The sequence below is a fragment of the Nonomuraea coxensis DSM 45129 genome (genome assembly GCF_019397265.1).
GTDB lineage: Bacteria > Actinomycetota > Actinomycetes > Streptosporangiales > Streptosporangiaceae > Nonomuraea > Nonomuraea coxensis.
In genome coordinates this window covers 5,468,085-5,485,824 of the sequence record NZ_CP068985.1, presented here as the reverse complement: position 1 = coordinate 5,485,824, position 17,740 = coordinate 5,468,085, and the positions used below count along the sequence as shown (strand labels likewise).

General features: G+C 70.7%; 12 protein-coding genes. 8 read left to right on the top strand and 4 right to left on the bottom strand.

Annotated elements, in window-relative coordinates:
- Positions 1 to 16 precede the first annotated feature (16 nt).
- Positions 17 to 1,792, bottom strand: coding sequence for a 2-isopropylmalate synthase (locus tag Nocox_RS25740; RefSeq protein WP_020547682.1), 1,776 nt, complete (start codon positions 1,790 to 1,792; stop codon positions 17 to 19).
- Positions 1,793 to 2,124: 332 nt separating this feature from the next.
- Here Nocox_RS25740 and Nocox_RS25735 point away from each other — a divergent pair, with 332 nt between their 5' ends.
- The 3 genes from Nocox_RS25735 (at position 2,125) to Nocox_RS25725 (ending at position 4,865) form a co-directional block, all read left to right on the top strand.
- Positions 2,125 to 3,033 (top strand): UbiA family prenyltransferase, encoded by a 909-nt coding sequence (locus tag Nocox_RS25735; RefSeq protein ID WP_084685976.1) that lies wholly within the window; start codon positions 2,125 to 2,127, stop codon positions 3,031 to 3,033.
- Between the two features lie 406 nt (positions 3,034 to 3,439).
- A complete protein-coding gene (locus Nocox_RS25730) occupies positions 3,440 to 4,216 on the top strand; it encodes a sensor histidine kinase (protein WP_020547684.1) in 777 nt (258 codons plus the stop codon).
- A 16-nt stretch (positions 4,217 to 4,232) separates the two neighbouring features.
- Positions 4,233 to 4,865, top strand: coding sequence for a response regulator (locus Nocox_RS25725; RefSeq protein ID WP_211212854.1), 633 nt, complete (start codon positions 4,233 to 4,235; stop codon positions 4,863 to 4,865).
- Here Nocox_RS25725 and Nocox_RS25720 read toward each other — a convergent pair.
- On the bottom strand, positions 4,841 to 5,806 hold the full coding sequence (locus Nocox_RS25720) for an aldo/keto reductase (RefSeq protein ID WP_026215263.1): 966 nt from the start codon (positions 5,804 to 5,806) through the stop codon (positions 4,841 to 4,843). The genes Nocox_RS25725 and Nocox_RS25720 overlap by 25 nt on opposite strands.
- A 293-nt stretch (positions 5,807 to 6,099) precedes the next feature.
- Between Nocox_RS25720 and Nocox_RS25715 the strand changes: the two genes are divergently transcribed.
- Together Nocox_RS25715 and Nocox_RS25710 are read left to right on the top strand one after the other, a co-directional pair.
- Entirely contained in the window at positions 6,100 to 6,774 is a 675-nt protein-coding gene (locus Nocox_RS25715) for a 4'-phosphopantetheinyl transferase family protein (protein WP_020547687.1), read from the top strand.
- Between the two features lie 2 nt (positions 6,775 to 6,776).
- Positions 6,777 to 7,622 (top strand): TIGR03621 family F420-dependent LLM class oxidoreductase, encoded by an 846-nt coding sequence (locus tag Nocox_RS25710; protein ID WP_020547688.1) that lies wholly within the window; start codon positions 6,777 to 6,779, stop codon positions 7,620 to 7,622.
- Here the strand turns inward: Nocox_RS25710 and Nocox_RS25705 are convergent.
- Positions 7,603 to 9,036 (bottom strand): NDP-hexose 2,3-dehydratase family protein, encoded by a 1,434-nt coding sequence (locus tag Nocox_RS25705; protein WP_084685978.1) that lies wholly within the window; start codon positions 9,034 to 9,036, stop codon positions 7,603 to 7,605. The two genes, Nocox_RS25710 and Nocox_RS25705, sit on opposite strands and share 20 nt — an antisense overlap.
- Before the next feature lie 88 nt (positions 9,037 to 9,124).
- Between Nocox_RS25705 and Nocox_RS25700 the strand changes: the two genes are divergently transcribed.
- Genes Nocox_RS25700 through Nocox_RS25690 form a run of 3 tightly spaced genes read left to right on the top strand, consistent with a single transcriptional unit; the run spans position 9,125 to position 11,520 of the window.
- Complete coding sequence (locus Nocox_RS25700) at positions 9,125 to 9,715, top strand: DUF1707 SHOCT-like domain-containing protein (protein WP_033411509.1); 591 nt, start codon at positions 9,125 to 9,127, stop codon at positions 9,713 to 9,715.
- 10 nt (positions 9,716 to 9,725) lie between these two features.
- Positions 9,726 to 10,946 carry a class I SAM-dependent methyltransferase gene (locus tag Nocox_RS25695; protein WP_020547691.1) on the top strand — a complete coding sequence of 407 codons (1,221 nt, stop codon included), beginning with the start codon at positions 9,726 to 9,728 and terminating at the stop codon, positions 10,944 to 10,946.
- Between the two features lie 4 nt (positions 10,947 to 10,950).
- Positions 10,951 to 11,520: a dTDP-4-dehydrorhamnose 3,5-epimerase family protein gene (locus Nocox_RS25690; RefSeq protein WP_020547692.1), complete on the top strand. Its 570-nt coding sequence runs from the start codon at positions 10,951 to 10,953 to the stop codon at positions 11,518 to 11,520.
- A 344-nt stretch (positions 11,521 to 11,864) separates the two neighbouring features.
- On the opposite strand, the gene Nocox_RS43770 is transcribed toward Nocox_RS25690, so the two are convergent.
- The gene (locus Nocox_RS43770) at positions 11,865 to 17,699 is read right to left on the bottom strand and encodes a LamG-like jellyroll fold domain-containing protein (RefSeq protein ID WP_169577099.1); all 5,835 of its coding nucleotides are present in this window, start codon (positions 17,697 to 17,699) and stop codon (positions 11,865 to 11,867) included.
- Positions 17,700 to 17,740: the final 41 nt, after the last annotated feature.

Below are 17,740 nucleotides of genomic sequence, written 5' to 3'. Positions count from 1 at the left end.
GGTCTGCTGGTGCTCGTCAGCCCGCCGCGGCGAGGCGCCGGCGCGGTTCGGCGCGGGCGTCGGCGGGGGCGTCGGCGGGGGTGTCGGCGAGGACGCCGGTCGGTGCGGGGCACGCCCTGGCCCGCTCGATCGCCGCCCGCACCGCCGAGAAGGCGCAGACGGCCACGTCGGCGCCGATGCCGGCGCCCCACTCCGTGCTCCTGCCCGCGCCCGTGTCGCACTCGGCGTAGACGACGATCTCGCCGGGCGCGCGGCGGCCGGGCTCCGGCTCGGCGTCGCCCAGCGGCGGCGCGGTGCTGTAGACCGCCCGTACCTGGATGCCCCAGGGGGCGAGCAGCGCGCCCAGGCCGCGCACGGCCGCCGCCTGCTCGTCGTCGAGGACGAAGCCGCAGTCCACGTGGAGCGCCGCCCTGACGGGCTCCGCGCCCACGGGCAGCGGGCGCGACGGGTCGCCGCGGTAGAGGTAGCGCTCGCGGAACAGCGCGCCGATCCGCTCCGGCGACAGCTCGCCGCCCTCGGCGTCGGCCCGTGCCTGCACCCGGGCGGCCAGGTCGGCCTGGAGGCCGCGCGGGAGGTTGAGCCCGTGCCTGGCGCTCATCACGTACGCCACCCCGCCCTTGCCCGACTGGCTGTTGATCCGGACGACCGCCTCGTACGTCCGGCCCACGTCCCTGGGGTCCACCGGCAGGTACGGCATCCGCCACGGCAGCTCGCCCGCGGGCGTCCCGGTCGCCGCGGCGACGCGCTCCCGCTCGTCGAAGCCCTTCTTGATGGCGTCCTGGTGGGAGCCGGAGAAGGCGGTGTAGACCAGGTCGCCGCCGTAGGGGTGCCGGGGGTGGACCGGGAGCTGGTTGCACTGCTCGACCGTGTCGCGCACGGCGTTGAGGTCGGAGAAGTCGATGCCGGGGTCCACGCCCTGGACGTACAGGTTCATGCCGAGCGTCACCAGGCAGACGTTGCCCGCGCGCTCGCCGTTGCCGAACAGGCAGCCCTCGACCCGCTCGGCCCCGGCCAGCAGGGCCAGCTCGGCCGAGGCCACGCCGGTGCCGCGGTCGTTGTGCGGGTGGATCGACAGGCAGACGTGCTCGCGGCGCGACAGGTTGCGGTCCAGCCACTCGATCTGGTCGGCGAAGACGTTGGGCAGCGAGCGCTCGACGGTCGTCGGGAAGTTCAGGATGATGCCGCGGCCCGCCTCGGGCTGCCAGACGTCCATGACCGCCTCGCAGACCTCCAGCGAGAAGTCCAGCTCGGTCTCGTTGAACAGCTCGGGGGAGTACTGGTAGCCGAGGTCGCAGTCGCCGAGCGTGCGCTCGGCGTGCTCCACCATCACCCGTGTGGCGTGTACGGCGAGGTCCCGGCAGCCGTCCCTGCCGATGCCGAAGACGAGCCTGCGGAACAGCGGCGACGTCGCGTTGTAGATGTGGACCATCGCGCGGGGCGCGCCCCTGAGGGCGTCGAGGGTGGCCCGGATGAGCTCCTCGCGGGCCTGGGTGAGCACGGTGATGCGGACGTCGTCGGGGATGAGGTCGCGCTCGATGAGCAGCCGGACGAAGTCGTGGTCGTCCTGGCTGGCGACGGGGAAGCCGACCTCGATCTCCTTGTAGCCCATGCCGACGAGCAGCTCGAACATCATGAGCTTGCGCTCGGGCGACATCGGCCGGGCCAGGGACTGGTTGCCGTCGCGCAGGTCGGTGGACAGCCATCGGGGCGCGGTGCGCAGGCGTCTGGAGGGCCAGGTGCGGTCGGCCAGGTCGACCGGCCGGAATTCAGCGTAACGTTCGGCGCCGTGCATCTTCGGAAATCCTTTCCTGAATGACCGTCGTCGGATGACGTGCATCGGGCCGCCGAATTCCCCGCCGGGACGGGCGGGGACTTTCACGAGCGCGACGCGCGGCGCGAGGGGAGCGAAACGCGAATCCACGGCGGATCGGTCGTCCCCGGTGGAAATCTGGCTGACACTGCCCGAAGCTATAGAGGGCCCGGGGGACGGACAAGACAGGGGGTCAGGAGTTCGCGCAGGATATCCGGGGTGAGCACCGCGGGGGTATCGAAAGGCGTACACCCGCTACCGCTTTCGGAGCACGCCTCTTAACGTGATCCGTGAGACGGGGTCACACTCCGGTCATGACGGCCATCCTTCGCGTTGCCGTGCTCTGCGTCGCCGAGGCGCGCCCCCTGGTCCTGGCGGTCTCCCTGCTCCGCTTCCTGACCGGCGCCGCCCTCGCCGTCCCCGTCGCCGCCGCCCCCGACCCGCGCACGGTCCTGCGCGGGGCGGCCGCCTGGGTGCTGTCCATCCTCGCCGTCTACCTCTTCAACGGCGTCACCGACGTCGTCGAGGACCGTGTCAACGGCTCCGGCCGGCCGATCGCCCGCGGCGACCTCCAGCAGGGCCACGCCCTGGCCGCCGCCGTCGTGGCGGGCTGTCTGGCGCTGCTGGCCACCGTGGGCCTGCCGGCGGCGATGCTCTGGGTGGTGGCGGGCAACCTCGCGCTCGGCTACCTGTACTCGGGGCCGCCGCTGCCGCTGAAGGGCAGCGCGGGCGGCACGATGGCGGTGCTGTGCCTGTCCGGCATGCTCGCCTACGGCGGCGGGTTCATCGTGGCGACGGCGGGCGCGGACGCCGCCGTGCCGCCCGCGCTCGTCGTCTTCGCCGCCGGGGCCATCTGCTGGATGGTGTTCGTCGGCGTGCCCGCCAAGGACCTCTCCGACATCCAGGGGGACGCCGCGGCGGGCCGCCGCACGCTGGGCGTCCGGGTGGGGGAGCGGCGTTCGCGGCGGGTGATGGTCGTGGCGGCGCTCGCGCTGCTCGTCGCCTTCGCGCTGGCGGTCGCGCTGCTGCGGGTGCCGCTCGTGGGCGTCGCCCTGGCGATGGCCGTGGGGGTGGCCGCGGTGACGGCCGCCGGCCTGCGCCGGCCCGCTCCCGCCCCCGGGGACGGCGCCGTGGAGGGGCGCAGTAGCCGGCGGCGCTCTTACGGGGCGTTCATGGGGGCGCAACACCTGGTTCACCTGACCGCGCTTGTGTGCCATATATGACGACAAATGTTGCGCCGTTGCGTGGGTCAGGGGATAGTTAGGGGCGTTCGAACACTCGTCCCGCTGTGGCGGAGGGGGGACATTGGGCGCGGTACACGGGGCGGCAGCGGATCCGGCGAGATTTGTCGAATTATGTCGCGACGAAATACTTGCCGAGTTCGAGACGGTCCTCCAGTCCTCCGGTAGCGCCGTCTTCGCAGATCAGCGCGCCAGGGACCAGGCTCTCTCCACCGCCGGGCATGTCCTGGACGACGTCGCCGCGACGCTACGCGCCGGTAAGGTTCAGGTAAGCGAGCAGTACAAATTTCAAGCATGGGAAGTCGGCAATATCCGGGCCGCGGACGGGGTCCATCCGAAGGTCTCTCTTGAGGCGGGCTCACACTTTTTCCGCTGCGCTCTGCGCCATATGGCGCGCAGAATAGCCGACGAGTCCTGCACCCCCGCCGAACACTTCGTCCTGGCCGTCGCCGGCATGGAGGAGAGCCTGTCGCGGCGCATCCGCGAGTCCGCCGACAGCTACCACAGCTTCCTGCTCAACCAGGTCCACCGCGCCCAGGAGGAGGAGCGCCGGCGCATCGCCCGCGAGCTGCACGACCGCATCGGCCACGGCATCAGCGTCGCCCACCAGCAGCTCGCCCTGTCGGAGGCCTACCGGGTCGCCGACTCCGCGCGCGCCTCCGCCAAGATCAGCGTGGTGCAGCAGGCCATCCTGGAGACCATGGAGAACCTGCGCCAGCTCACCTCCGAGCTGCACCCGCAGACCTCGCTGCGCGGCCTGGAGAAGGCGCTGATGGGCTTCCTGGAGGCGGTCGAGGACGACGGCGTCAACGTCGCGCTCGCCGTCGGCGGCGACGAGTCGTGGGCCGACCCCCGGGTCCTCGACGAGGCGTTCCTCATCGTGCGCGAGGCGGTGCGCAACGCGCTCACCCACGGCGCCCCGACGATGGTCCTGATCCGGGTCAACATCGCCCCCCACGAGCTGTCCGCCTCCGTGCAGGACAACGGGCGGGGCTTCGACCCGGTCGCCGTGCGCGGGCGCGGCGGGGTCGGCCTGACCTCCATGCGGGAGCGGGCCGAGCTGCTCGGCGGCCGGGCGATCGTCTCCAGCGAGCCGGGGCAGGGCTGCCTGGTCGAGCTGTTCATCCCTCTGGCGAGGCAGTCCGGTGGCCGCGGCGACGTCTGAGGCCCCCATCTCCGTCGTGCTGGTCGACGACCACGCGCTCTTCCGCGAAGGGCTGCGCGAGATCCTGGAGTCCGACGGCGACATCGCCGTCGTGGGCGAGGCGGGCGACTCCGAGGGCGCGGTCTCCGCGGTCGCGCGCACCCGCCCCGACGTCGTGCTGCTCGACGTCGAGATCCCCGGCGACGAGGTCACCGAGACCGTCGCCAGGATGCGCACGTCCTCGCCGGACAGCCGGATCATCATCCTCAGCATGTACGACGGCCCGCAGCTCCTCACCCGGCTGCTCGTCGCCGGCATCCGCGGCTACCTGCTGAAGAGCGTCCACCGCCACGAGCTGCTCGCCGCCGTGCACAGCGTCCACGAGGACGCCTCGCGCATCGTGCTGGCCGTCTCCACCCACAGCCTGGCCCACGTCGAGTCGCCGCGCAGCGGCGTGCTGTCGGACAAGGAGGTGGAGGTGCTGCAGCTCGCGGCGCAGGCGCTGAGCAACGCGCAGATCGCCCGCCGGCTGGGCGTGGCGGAGGCCACCGTGAAGCGGCACATGCGCAACATCTTCGTCAAGCTCAACGCGGTCTCGCGGATCGACGCGGTCAACAAGGCGGTGGCCGCGTCGCTGATCCAGCCTCAGAGCAGGGCCGAGGGCGACTGATCGTAGTGGGCGGCGGGCGGCGAACCGGCGAGCGCGTCGATGATGTGCGGCGGCAGCCGGACCGCCGCGGCGGCGAGGTTCATCTCCAGGTGCACCTGGTCACGGGTGCTCGGCACCGGCACGACGTGCTCGCCCTGCGAGAACAGCCAGCTCAGCGCGAGCCGGCCGGTGCCGAGGTCGAGCTGGGCCGCCACGGACTCCAGCGCCCGCAGCCGCCGGTCGGCGAAGCGCCGGTGCTCGGGCCGGAAGCGGGGATCGGCCTGCCGCCAGTCGCCCGGCCCGAGCCGCGCGGGCCGGCGCAGCCGGCCGGTGAGGAAGCCCCTGCCCAGCGGGCGGGCGGCGACCACGGCGATGTTGAGCTCGCGCGCGGTGTCGAGCAGGACGGGTGACGGGGGCGGGCCCCACAGCGAGAACTCGACGCCGACCGCGCACACCTCGTGCACCGCGTGCGCCCGCTTGATCTGCTCGGGTGTGCCGTTGGACAGGCCCACGTGCCGGATCTTGCCGGCCCGCACCAGGTCCGCCAGCCGGGTCATGCTGGCCTCCAGCGGCACCCGGTCGTCCTGGCAGTGCAGGTAGTAGAGGTCGATGCAGTCGGTGCGCAGGCGGCGCAGCGAGGCGTGGCAGGACTGTTCAAGGAAGTCGGGGTCGCCGTCGAAGACCGCCCGGCCCGCCGGCCGCGGCAGGCGCACGCCGCCCCTGGTGCTGACCACCACGTGCTCGTGCCGGCCGGCCAGCGCCCTGCCGATCAGGCTCTCCACCCCGCCCGCGGCGTAGAAGTCGGCGGTGTCGAGCAGCGTGACGCCCGCGTCGACCGCCCGGTGGATCAGCCGCCCCGCCTCACCCTGGTCGACCCTGCCGTAGGCCCCGCTGAGGGCGAGCGAGCCGAGGCCGAGGACGGAGACCACCGGCCCCTCGGGACCCAACCTCGTGTATCGCACGAAATCCCCTTCGCGCTGCGGGCTTTCCGTCAACAGGATCAGTCAAGGTGCGTGCAAATTTACTGTCAACCCGCGTCACCGGTAAAGAGGTGTGCGGCATATCACAGCGAACCCGTACGCGATGGTAGGACACCTGGGGATGGTTCCGACAAGAAGGTATGCGTTCCCGGCCCCTACGCGAACCCCTAATGTGCGGTGCTCAAGCCACAGAACTTCACTATTGCCCTTTTCGTGAAATATGGCATTTGGTTACTGTGCCGGTGTTCCCGCAGAACCGAGCGTGAGGAGGCCGGGTGATCGAGGAGATCCTGCCCGCCACCGTCATGGCCTTCGACGCTTTCACCGACCCGCCGGGAATCACGCTCTTCCCCGAGGAGGCCGAGCTGGTCCGGCGGGCCGCCGAGAAACGCCGCAGGGAGTTCACCACCGCCCGCCACTGCGCCCACCGCGCGTTGGACCGCCTCGGCGTGCCCCCCGTCCCGGTGCTGACCGGCGCCCACGGGGAGCCCGCCTGGCCGCCCGGGGTCGTCGGCAGCATCACCCACTGCGCCGGCTACCGCGCCGCCGCCGTCGGCGCCGCGCCGTACGCCATCGGGATCGACGCCGAGCCCGACGGGCCGCTGCCGCCCGGCGTGCTGGAGGCCGTCGCGGTGCCCGAGGAGTGCGAGCACCTGCGCCGGCTGGCCGCCGAGCACCCCGGCCCGAGCTGGGACCGGCTGCTGTTCAGCGCCAAGGAGTCGGTCTACAAGGCGTGGTACCCGCTGGCCAGGCGCTGGCTCGACTTCCAGGACGCGGTGATCGACCTCGACCCCGTACGCGGCACCTTCGACGCCCGCCTCCTCGTCACCGGGCCCTGCTGGCAGGGCGGGCGGGTCAGCGGCTTCACCGGCCGCTGGACGGCCGCCCGCGGCCTGGTGCTGACGGCGATCGCCATGACCGCCCCACCCGACGCCAGGAAGGCGGCCTGACCGTGACCGGAGCCAGGACCAGGTTCGGGGTCGTGCTCATCGCCGAGCACGCCACCAGGAAGGAATGGATCGGCCGCTGCCGCCGCGCCGAGGCGCTGGGCTTCGACGTGATCGCGGTGCCCGACCACCTCAACCTCCTGTCGCCCTTCCCCACCGCCGTGCTCGCCGCAGAGGCCACCGAACGCCCGGCGATCGGCACGTACGTGCTCAACGCCAGCTTCCACCGCCCCGCCCTGCTCGCCAGGGACGTCGCCACCGCCGCCGGCCTCCTCGGCGACCGCTTCGAGCTGGGGCTCGGCACCGGCTACGTCGAGGCCGAGTTCGCCGCCGCCGGGCTGCCCTTCGACCCGGCCACCCGGGTCGCCCGCCTGGCCGCGCTGGCCCGCGCCCTCGACCGGCTGCCCGCCCGGCCGCCGCTCCTGATCGGCGGGCACGGCGACCGCGTGCTCCGCCTCGCCGCCCGGCACGCCGACGTGGCCGGGTTCACCGGCGCCCGCCACCGCCCCGAGTACGGCCGCACCGCGCTCGTCACCGCAGGGGCGCTGCTGGAGCGGGTGGCGTACCTGCGGGCCGCGGCCGGCGAGCGGGCCACCCGGCTGGAGCTCAACGTGCTGTCGAAGGCCACGGTGCTGACCCGCGACCGGCGCGCGGGCGTGGAGAGCCTGCGCCGCTACGCCCCCGACCTCACCACCGAGGAGCTTCTGGAGGTGCCGACCCTGTTCGTCGGCACGCCGGCGCAGATCGCCGAGCAGGTGCGCGCGGACGAGGAACGCTTCGGCTTCACGTACGTCACCGTCATGGACTCCGCCATGGACGCCTTCGGGCAGGTCATCGAGCGGCTGCGCTGACCGCCGGCTCGCGCGAGCCCAGCGCCAGGGCGTGCAGGCAGGCGTTGAGCGTCCGGGCCTGCACGTTCAGGTAGTAGCTGTGCCGCAGCAGCTCGTCGAGCTGGTGCAGGGCGATCCAGCGGAAGGCCGGATGGCCGGGCAGCGGGTTCTCGTCCACCTCGATCACCTGGTAGCGGTTGCGGGCGTGGTAGAAGCGCCCGCCCTCCTCCGACAGCACCGTGTCGAAGCGCACCCGCCCGGCCGGCGCGGTCAGCACCTCCGCCAGCAGCGGCGGGCGGGCCGCCGCGGGAAGCCGGTCGTAGTTGCCCGGCGTGCACTGCACGGTCGGGGCCAGCTCCACCACGTCGGTGTAGCCGGGCTCGACGCGGGCGTGCGCCAGCGCGTGCACCACGCCGCCGATCCGGCGGACCAGGAAGGCCACCACGCCCGTCCCGACCGGCGCGATCATCGGCTGCGTCCACGAGGCCACCTCGCGGCCCCTCGCCTCCACGCCCACCCCTATCACCTCGAAGAACCGGCCGCTCTCGTGCGCGATCCTGCCGTCGCTCCGCCGCCAGTGCCGTACCTGGGCGAGCGGCACCGGGCGGGCGTGCACCTCCACGGTCGAGCGCACGCCGCTGAGCCAGCTCAGCAGCTCCGGCAGGCCGTGCCTGGCCCCGGCGCGCGGGTCGCGCGAGCGCGCCACGGCCGCTCCGAAGCCGCCGTCGGAACGGGGCTCGCCACCACCCAGGACGGGCAGGCAGGCCAGCACCGTACGGGCGTCCATGTTGACCAGGTCAGGCGCCGACAGCAGCTCCCGCACCCGGCGCAGCGGCAGCCACCGGAAGCCCTCGGCCGCCTCGACGTGCTCGCTCACCTCCACGACCATGTTCCTGTTGCGCTTGCGGAAGAACCACGCCCCCTGCTCCGACTGCCGCACGTCCGCCAGCACCCGCCCCCTGGGCCGCCGGAACAGCTCCAGGTACGGCACCGCCCGCCCCCGGTGCAGCCGCGTGTAGTTGCTCCGCGTCGCCTGCACCGTGGGGGAGAGCTGGACACCCCCGGGGTTGCCCGGCTCGTTCTTGGCCTGCATGAGCAGGTGGGGCTCGCCGGCCACGCGCCGCAGCAGGATGCCGAGAATGCCCGCCTCGGGCTGGTTGATGATGGGCTGGCTCCAGCCGGGCACCGCCCAGCCGGGACGGCGCACGTCGAGCCCCTCGACCGTGAAGAACCCGCCGCTGACGTGGCGCAGGTCGCCCGTCACCGGATCGGCCCGCCAGCCGGCCAGCTCCTCCAGCGGCAGCCGGGTCACCCGCATGGACGTCTGCCCGGCCACCTCCCGCAGCCAGTCGTGAACGTCGATGACGGCACCCCCTCCCAGCGTCCGCCGAGGTCCGATGCCGCCGAAGCTGTCACGCGGGCAGCCGCGCCTCAACCCCTGCCCGCCCGGCCGCCGCCCCCTGCCCGCTGGTTAGGGGTTCTTCGGCTGGGCCGGATCTTCGTAGCCTTTTACTGTGGACGCCATGACCGATCATCGGGAAGTGCGGGCCGGCGACCGCGACCGCGAGCGCGTGGCCGAGATGCTCCGCGTCGCGGTCGCCGAAGGGCGCATCACCCTGGAGGAGCTGCACGAGCGCGTCGACCGCGCCTACACCGCGCGCACGCTCGGCGACCTGGACGAGGTCGTCGCCGACCTGCCGGTCCCCGGCGTCCCGTCCCCGCCCGTCCCGGTGCCCGTGTTCGCCGACGCCGCAGGCGCGCTGGAGCTGCACACGGTCAGCGGCCGGGTCGAACAGGCGGGCCGCTGGAGGGTCCCCGCGCACATCAGCGCCAAGGCGGGCCGCTGGGGCAAGGCGCGGATCGACTTCACCCGGGCCGAGTGCCCCCACCGCGAGGTCGTGCTCGACGTCGAGATCACCTCCTGGTTCGGCGACATCGTCGTCGTGGTCCCGCGAGGCTGGCGGGTGCGCGACGAGGACGTCGTCCGCCGCTGGATGGGCGCCGTCCACAACCACCCGCCCGTGCCGCTCGCCGCCGACGGCGTCACCGTGCGCCTCACCGGCTACGTGCAGACCGGCGACGTCTGGGTGCGATACCGCCGCCCACCGACCTGAGGAGGACCTCATGGCGTGCCGGATCTGTTCGGGCCGTCTCCACCCGTTCGCCGACTTCGGGAGCCAGCCGCTCTCCGACGCGTTCGCCGCACCCGGCGACCCGGCCGAGCCGTTCGCCTTCCACCTCGCCGCCGGCGTGTGCGCCGGCTGCTCCACGGTCCAGCTCCTGGAGGAGGTGCCGCGCGAACGCATGTTCCACGCGGACTACCCCTACCTGTCCTCCGGCTCGGCCGTCATGCGCGAGCACTTCGAGAGCCTCGCCAAGCGGCTGCTCACCACCGAGCTGACCGGGCCCGACCCGTTCGTGGTCGAGCTGGGCTGCAACGACGGCGCCATGCTGGCGGTGATCGCCGACGCCGGCGTGCGGCACCTCGGCGTCGAGCCGTCCGGCGGGGTCGCCGACGTCGCGGCCGCCAAGGGCGTACGGGTGCGCAAGGACTTCTTCGAGGCCGCCACCGCCGCCGCCGTCCTGGCCGAGGACGGGCCCGCCGACGTCGTCTACGCGGCCAACACCCTCTGCCACATCCCCTACCTCGACTCGATCATGGAAGGGCTGGACACCCTGCTGCGGCCCGGCGGCGTGTTCGTCTTCGAGGACCCCTACCTCGGCGACATCGTCGAACGCGCCTCCTTCGACCAGATCTACGACGAGCACTTCTACTACTTCAGCGCCACCTCCGTACGCGGCCTGGCCCGCCGCCACGGCTTCGAGCTCGTCGACGTCGAACGCCTGCCCGTGCACGGCGGCGAGGTCCGCTACACCCTCGCCCGCCAGGGCGCCCGCACCCCCGCCCCGGCCGTCGCCGAGCTGCTGGCCGCCGAGGAGGCCGCCGCGCTGCACGAGCCCGCCACCCTGCGCCGCTTCGCCGCCCGCGTCGCCGGCACCCGCGACCGCCTGGTCACGCTGCTCACCGGCCTGCGCGACCAGGGCGCCCGCGTCTACGGCTACGGCGCCACCGCCAAGAGCGCCACCGTGCTCAACTACTGCGGCATCGGCCCCGACCTGATCACGTTCGTCAGCGACACCACCCCCGCCAAGCAGGGCAGGCTCACGCCCGGCTCGCACATCCCCGTACGCGGCCCCGAGGCGTTCGCCGACCCCTACCCCGACTACGCGGTGCTGTTCGCCTGGAACCACGCGGCCGAGATCATGGCCAAGGAGAGCGGCTTCGGCGCGGCCGGAGGGACGTGGATCCTCTACGTCCCCGAGGTCCACCTGGTACGGGCCTGAGCCGATGCGGCACCGCGAACTCGCCGTCGCCGGCGCCTACGCCTTCTTCCCCGACGTCTTCGCCGACGAGCGCGGCGACTTCGCCTCGCCGTACCAGGAGCGGGCCTTCGCCGCCGCGACCGGGCGGCGTCTCTTCCCCGTCGCCCAGGCCAGCAGAAGCGTCTCCGCGCGCGGCGTGGTGCGCGGCCTCCACTACACCCTCGTCCCGCCCGGCACCGCCAAGTACGTCTACTGCGCCGCGGGGCGGGCCCTGGACTACGTGGTCGACCTGCGGTCCGGCTCGCCGACGTTCGGCCGGTGGGAGTCCCTGGAACTGACGCCCGCGACCGGCGCCGCCGTCTACCTCCCGCCCGGCGTCGGCCACGCCTTCGCCGCCCTGGAGGACGGCACGGCCGTGTGCTACATGCTGTCGGAGGAGTACCGCAGGGAACACGAGCTCGCCCTGTCCGTCTTCGACCCGGAACTCGCCCTGCGCCTCCCGCCCGGCCCACCGGTCCTCTCCGACCGCGACCGCCGCGCCCCCACCCTCGCCGAAGCCGCCGCCCAGGGCCTCCTGCCCCGCTACGACGGCTGAAGCGTTCGAGGGGGGTTTCGACCCGTCGCCCGCCTGGTGCGACAACGCGGAGGCCGGTCATGCCTGTGACCTTTTCTCAAGTCATCAAGGGCGATGCCTGAACGGGTCGATGGTGGAGGTCGGTGGCGACCGCGCGGGAGAGCTCAGATGGACCAGGCGATAGCAGGGTGCATCCGGAATCCGCGCCGGAATCGCACGGTGCCTGCGTGTATGCCGGGGTGTTGTTCACCGGATGCTCGGCTCGCGATGCGTGATCTGCAGGACAGGGCCCGGCTGGGGTTACGCCCAGCCGGGCCCGCACTTACCCCTGAGACGTTCTCAGGGGCACAGGTGTAAGTGGAGACCTACCAGTTGACCCATCCTGAGGGAACCGGAAGGATATTCGTGTCTATGAGCCCCTTGTCTTCTCGTATATGGAACGCGCCTGCTGAGATGACCTGGAACTTCTCCAGGGAGCAGGGAGTTGTCGCCCCCTGCCAGCAGGTTCCCTGAACAGCGTCGCTCAGGACCCCCACACGGGTCCGGAAAGCCCTCTTGTACGTTCCGGCGCCGATGATCGGTCCGTTGTTGCCCCCCGGACTCCCTGCAGTACTCGAAGGACTGGGGCAATCCTTCGTCTTCATCTGGCTGTAGACCCCGGAGAAGGCGCCGCTGTACGAGACGTTCACCCATTGAGCAGGAAAACCGCCCGACAGCTCGGCACCGATCTGCACACCGAACTGCCATTGCGTCTGCACGGCCACAAAACAGGGGGATGCGGCCACGTCGACCGATGTGAGTTGGATGAGACGATCGTTCCGCTTCTTCTGGGCGGTGTTACGGACCCATGCGTTCTGTGTTTTCTTTCCCGGGTCCCGGAAGGCGTTGCTCGTCCAGATGACAGCTGAGGCCGCCATCTTGTCGACTGTCCATGCCGTGGTGTCGGGGCGCCCATGGCACCTGTCCCACTGTGCTACTCCGGTGACCGTGAAATACATTCCCTTGGCGCCTGCGTAGATGACCTTCTTGGTTTTTGTGAGCTTTCCTGGGAGGAACGGCGCCTGTGTCCGGTCACAGGCGTCGCCGGCCATGGTCGAACGGGTATGGCCGGGGATCAGGAAATTGTCCCACTGGACCTCTTGCTTGAGCAGTTCAACCTCGTCGTTGTCGCCCATGAAGTCTGAGGGATCCGACTCCACTTCGAGCGCAACTTGGATGATCGTGAGGCCGCCGCACCGGTCGAAGACGAAGATGTCGATGATCGGCTCGCTGGGCTCGACCACGCCGCCTGCCACGCTGGTTGTCTTCGAACTGCCGGCAGCGGCGGCCGGCCCGTCGATCTCCCAGGTGCGCCTGACAGTCGCGGTAACCCATACCCGACCGTCGGGGCCCTCTCTCGGGACCACGTTCTCCACCGTGACCGTGGAGTTGCTGCGGGTGATGCCGGCGGCGTCCTGCCGGAGTTTCTCCTCGATGAGTTGATTGTTCAGCAGCGAGACCATCGCCGTCTCGGACGCCTCTGGTGTTACGCCGGGAGCCTGCCACACAGTGGCGGCTCGGCCCTCAAGTACCGCGTCCTGGGCCTGGAAATAGCGCTTGATGCGATCGGCGTAATTCTGCCCGGTGGTAGCGGTGGTTGCCTTGGCGGCTCCGGCTGGTGGTGGTGTCACTTCCAGCACACAGGTTGCTTCATCGGCAGGGGGCGGCGGGGCCGCTTTCGGCGTCACTGTCGCCGATGCCCAAGCGCTGGTGCCGTACGGCGTCTTCGCCCTGACTTTGACGGTGTATTCCGTGCCGTTGGTCAGGCCGTCGATCGCGACCCAGGGGTCCGCGACCGACATGGACTTGACGGTTTCGCTGCCTTCGGCGACCTCGACATCGTAGCCGGACAAAAGAGCGGTGCTGCCGGTACTCGCGGGAAGTCCCCAACTCGCGATCGCGCTCGTGTCGCCGGGCTCTGTGCTGAGGTTCATGACAGAGTCGGGCGGCTCCGGAGGAGTGTAGGTGATGTTGATCGAAGTAGGCGTGGCGGATTCAGCGGCCCCGAAGGTGATGGCTTCATCGCCGCTAGAAGTGATCATGAGCCATTGGCCGGCAACGACGGCGATGTCCGCCTGCGGCGCGTTCATCGGCAGGGTGTAGGTGGCCCTGGGGTCGATGTCCTGCGCCAAGTCCGAGCTGCTGGTCGTAGAAGTCACTGGGCTCTTGAGCGGCACTGCGGTAACGACCGTCTCCTCAGGGCAGGGCCCGGAAGAACAGGTGGGCGTGCCCAGGTGGAGAAGCGCTTTGGTGATCGCGGAGCCGCTCGGCAACTCGTCGAGTTTGACTTTCAGGATCAGCGCCTTCTTCTCCGCGCCGCTGCCGCCCACCTGCAGAGTTGTGGTGTCCGCCACTGCACAGGGGCCACCGTCGCACGCGGTTGGATCGACCTTCACTGTTTTCGCGACGAAGTTGTCGCGCTGCAGCGTGATTTGCGCATCGTTGTTCGGTGTGTCGATGATCTCACCGTCTGCTGCCGGGGTCTCGAACAAGACCGGTGCGGTCTTCGGCGAGCAGACTTCGTCGATGACGCCCCCGGCAGTGGTGGTGGCACCTGCGATGGACGACTGAGCGGCGAGGGGAGCCAAGCTCGCTCCGCCGATCGGCGTGTTCATGTCGGTGGTGATCTGGGCTGCGGTTTGGGCGCGGTTGTAGATGCGAACTTCGTCGATCACGCCCTTGAAATACTCACCGTAGATGCCGTTGCCGCCGATGTGCAGCAACCCGGCGTCGTTGGAGACCGAGCCGCTGAAGCCGGCTTGGCCGATCTGGGTGCCGTTGCGGTAGATGCGCGCGGTGCTGCCGTCGTAGGTGACGGCGATGTGCGCCCAGGTGTTGGCGGTCAAGGTGCTGGCGGCGTCTACGGACTGGGACTGTCCGTTGACGTTGAACCAGCCGCTGGGGCCGCCGTCGGCGGCGGCATAGAGACTGTAGGACAGGTCGAAGACGCTGTCGTTGTCCTTGGCGATCACGGTGCGCCAACTGTCCAGTGTGCTGGGCTTGACCCAGGCTGAGAGGGTGAGCGCGTTGCTCAGACGCAGGGAGGGCGAGTCCTCGATGTCCACGGTGCCGTAGGTGCCGTTGAAGGACAGCGCCTGGCCGTACTTGCCGGCGACCCAGGTGGTGCCGAAGGCACTGCCGTCGTGGTCTCCGATCGGGTCGGCGATGGTGTCGCCGGTGCCTTCGTTCATTCCGTAGGCTGCGACGAGCCCAGCCGGGGTCGGCGTAGGGGTCGGCGTGGGCGTGGGCGTGGGCGTGGGCGTCGGCGTGGGCGTCGGGGTGGAGGTGGGCGTCGGCGTAGAAGTTGGTGTGGGAGTCGGACCCGGGCCAGTGCCGCCGCCGTCCTGTGGGCCGGTGACGCAGGCCGTCATCTGCCACTTGTACGTCCTGCCAGGCTGCACGATGCCGGCCGGGACCTCCAAGGAGGCGCGTTCCCCGCCGTTGACGGTGCTGCTGCCGAGCGGGGCGGAGCCGACCGGCAGGCCCTGGCTGTCGTACAAGTAGTACTTGGCCGTCACCGCTCCGCCGGAGGGGCGGTTGACCATGCCGGAGAGGATCGGCTGAGTGGGGTCCGCCATGCCGGTCTCGGTCTGGAACGGCAGCACGGGCGCGTCCGAGGTGATGCGGTAGGCCGGGCTCTCGTTGCAGGAGGGCGGGGTGATGCCGCTACGGCAGGCCTTGACCACGAACTTGAAGCTGGCCGGGTTGTCCAGGGTGAAGACCTTGTCCAGCGGCTGACCGGAGGGGATGTTGTTGTGGGTGGTGGTGCCGGGGACGCCGACCAGGGAGCGGATCTCGTCGCCGGTGAGCACCCGCTGGTAGGCGTGCACGTCGTCGATGGCGCCGTCGAGGGTGGCCTCGTCGCCGGCGATGACGGTGCCGCGGCCGATCTCGAAGGCGCCCCGGGCGTTCCATCCGGCGGTGTGGTCGCGTTCGGCGTTGAGTTCGCCGTCGACGTACAGGCGCATCTTGTGGTCGGTCGCGTCGTACTGGGCGGCCAGGTGCGTCCAGCGGCCGACGCCGGCCAGCTTCTTCGACCCGATCGGGACCGGGTTGGCGTTGGGGGTGTCGGTGTCGTTGAGGGTGAGGATCCAGCGCTGGTCCAGTTCGGCGGCGTTGGAGGCCAGGTAGCCCAGGGTGAAGCCGGGCTGGTTGGTGCCCATCTGGGAGAACACGGCCTGGTCGCCGGCGCCGCTGTCGAGCCGTACCCAGGCGGTGACGGTGTAGCTCTGATTGGTGTTCAGGACCGGTGCGCCGGTGCGGATCAGGCCGCCGGGCGACAGCTTGACCGCCTGGCCGAGCTGGCCGGGGACGCGGCTGTAAGCGCCGCTCAGGGCGGCGGTGAAGCCCTTGCCGGTGGCGTCGGCGGCGCTGGCGCCGGCGGTTTCGTCCAGCTTCCACCATGCCGCTTCGCCGGTGGGCAGTTGGGCGGCCGGGGGCGCCATGGTGGAGTCGTTGACAGTCACGGTGTAGTCCAGGTTCGTCGCCTCGGGGACGCTGGACTTGTAGGTGACCTTGACGTTGGTGCTGCGGGCGATGGCGTCGTTGCCGGTCATGGAGTCGATCGACTCGGCGGCGACGGTGGGGATCTCCGGCGGGAGCACCCAGTCCACGCTCAGCTTGGGAACGCGGGACCCGCCCCACATCTGGGCCCAGAAGTTGTACGACTCGCTGAGGTCCTTGGGCACCGGCAACTCGGTGCCGAGCCGGAGTTGCAGCCCGTGGTTGGCGGTGCCGGTGGCCCAGGCTTGGGCCATCGCGGTCAGGTTCCAGCTCCAGATCGCCCCGTCGGTGCGTACTTGGGCACAGGGGTCGAGAGAGGAGCGTTCGTCGGGGCTGGTGGCCGGCTGGTCGGCCCAGTAGGTGTCGTCGGCGTCCCACGCTTCGGTGATGCGGGAGGCGATGACCGCCTGCAGGCTGCTGCACGTGATGGCGTCGCCGTGCAGGGACAGTTGCATGGTGGCCTTGACCACCTGGCGGCCGTTGATCGGCGCGGTGTCGAAGGCCAGCAGCGCGCGGGTGGCGGACTCTCTGGTATAGCCGCAGGTGGAGGGGGTGGGGCAGGTCCGGGGGTTGGACCGGGACACCTGACCGGGGCCTGTCCCCAAGTTGGGGGACATGACCGACGTCTCCTGCGTCACGGTCAGGGTGGTGGTCGGGTCCACGGTGACCGGGTACTGGGTCGCCGGGTCGGCCAGCCACTTCGCGTCCGGCTTCAGCACCAGGACGGTGTCGCCGTTGCCGCCCTTGACCACATCGGTGGCGACCTTGGCCTCGCGGCCCGGCTGCTTGGCGTCGGCCTTGGCCGCCGCGGCGTCCCACATGCGGGGCGCGGGCGCTGAGGCGATCTTCTTGTCCTTGTCCTTGCCCTCGTCGTCGGACAGGGTGAGCGCGCCGGATTTGGTCTTGGCCAGTTTGACGCCCTGGGCCTGGACCGGCAGGCGGAACTCCACCGGCCCGGTCGGCCGCTCGCGCAGTACCACGTCATGCCGGAACCCGGTGGGCAGCGCGGTGACCACCAGGTCGGCGGAAGGGCCGGCGACGCCTGTGTAGGTGGCGACGTTGCCCTTGATCTGTGGCTTGGGGAGCCTGGTGGGCCAGGACAGGCCGAAGCTGGTGTCGCGCGCCATGCGGATGGTGGCGAACGGTCCGTCGCCGCCGGGTGACAGCCGTAGCCCGGCCTTCGCCAGCCGGGGCCTGAGTACCCCGTTCTCTTCCACGAGGGTGGTGTCGATCCACGCCCATGTCTTGCCGCGCCGTAATTGGGCGGGGCCGTTATAGGACTGGGTAGACAGATGGCCGTCCGGATAGGCCCACGTACGCGAGGATTCGGTGTACGCGGCTTCTACCGCGACCGGCTTGTTATTTTTCTTCGCTTCGGCGAGCGCGGCGCGTAACGGCGCGTCCGGATCCTCCGGCCGGGGAAACGTGGTTATCGATGGAGTGGTCGATCCGGGCGGCTCCGGTTCGGCCTGGGCTGAGGGAATGGTTCCTGCGACGAGCAGCGATGCTGTCACCGTGAGCACCGTTGCGATCGCTAATTGTCCAGGGGTGGGCCGGCCGCGTTTCGATGTGCTTACTAACTTGTTCACTAACACCTCTGAATCGGGGTGAGTATGAGGTAGCGAACAAGCTTTACCGGCAACGAACTTGATGATCAATGTGATTAAGATCACCATAAATTGCGGCTAAATAACCTGTA

Excerpts from the sequence above, each read along its gene's own strand:
- Nocox_RS25740 (WP_020547682.1), bottom strand. The coding sequence starts at position 1,792 with ATGCACGGCGCCGAACGTTACGCTGAATTCCGGCCGGTCGACCTGGCC.
- Nocox_RS25735 (WP_084685976.1), top strand. The coding sequence starts at position 2,125 with ATGACGGCCATCCTTCGCGTTGCCGTGCTCTGCGTCGCCGAGGCGCGC.
- Nocox_RS25730 (WP_020547684.1), top strand. The coding sequence starts at position 3,440 with ATGGCGCGCAGAATAGCCGACGAGTCCTGCACCCCCGCCGAACACTTC.
- Nocox_RS25700 (WP_033411509.1), top strand. The coding sequence starts at position 9,125 with ATGACCGATCATCGGGAAGTGCGGGCCGGCGACCGCGACCGCGAGCGC.
- Nocox_RS25695 (WP_020547691.1), top strand. The coding sequence starts at position 9,726 with ATGGCGTGCCGGATCTGTTCGGGCCGTCTCCACCCGTTCGCCGACTTC.
- Nocox_RS25690 (WP_020547692.1), top strand. The coding sequence starts at position 10,951 with ATGCGGCACCGCGAACTCGCCGTCGCCGGCGCCTACGCCTTCTTCCCC.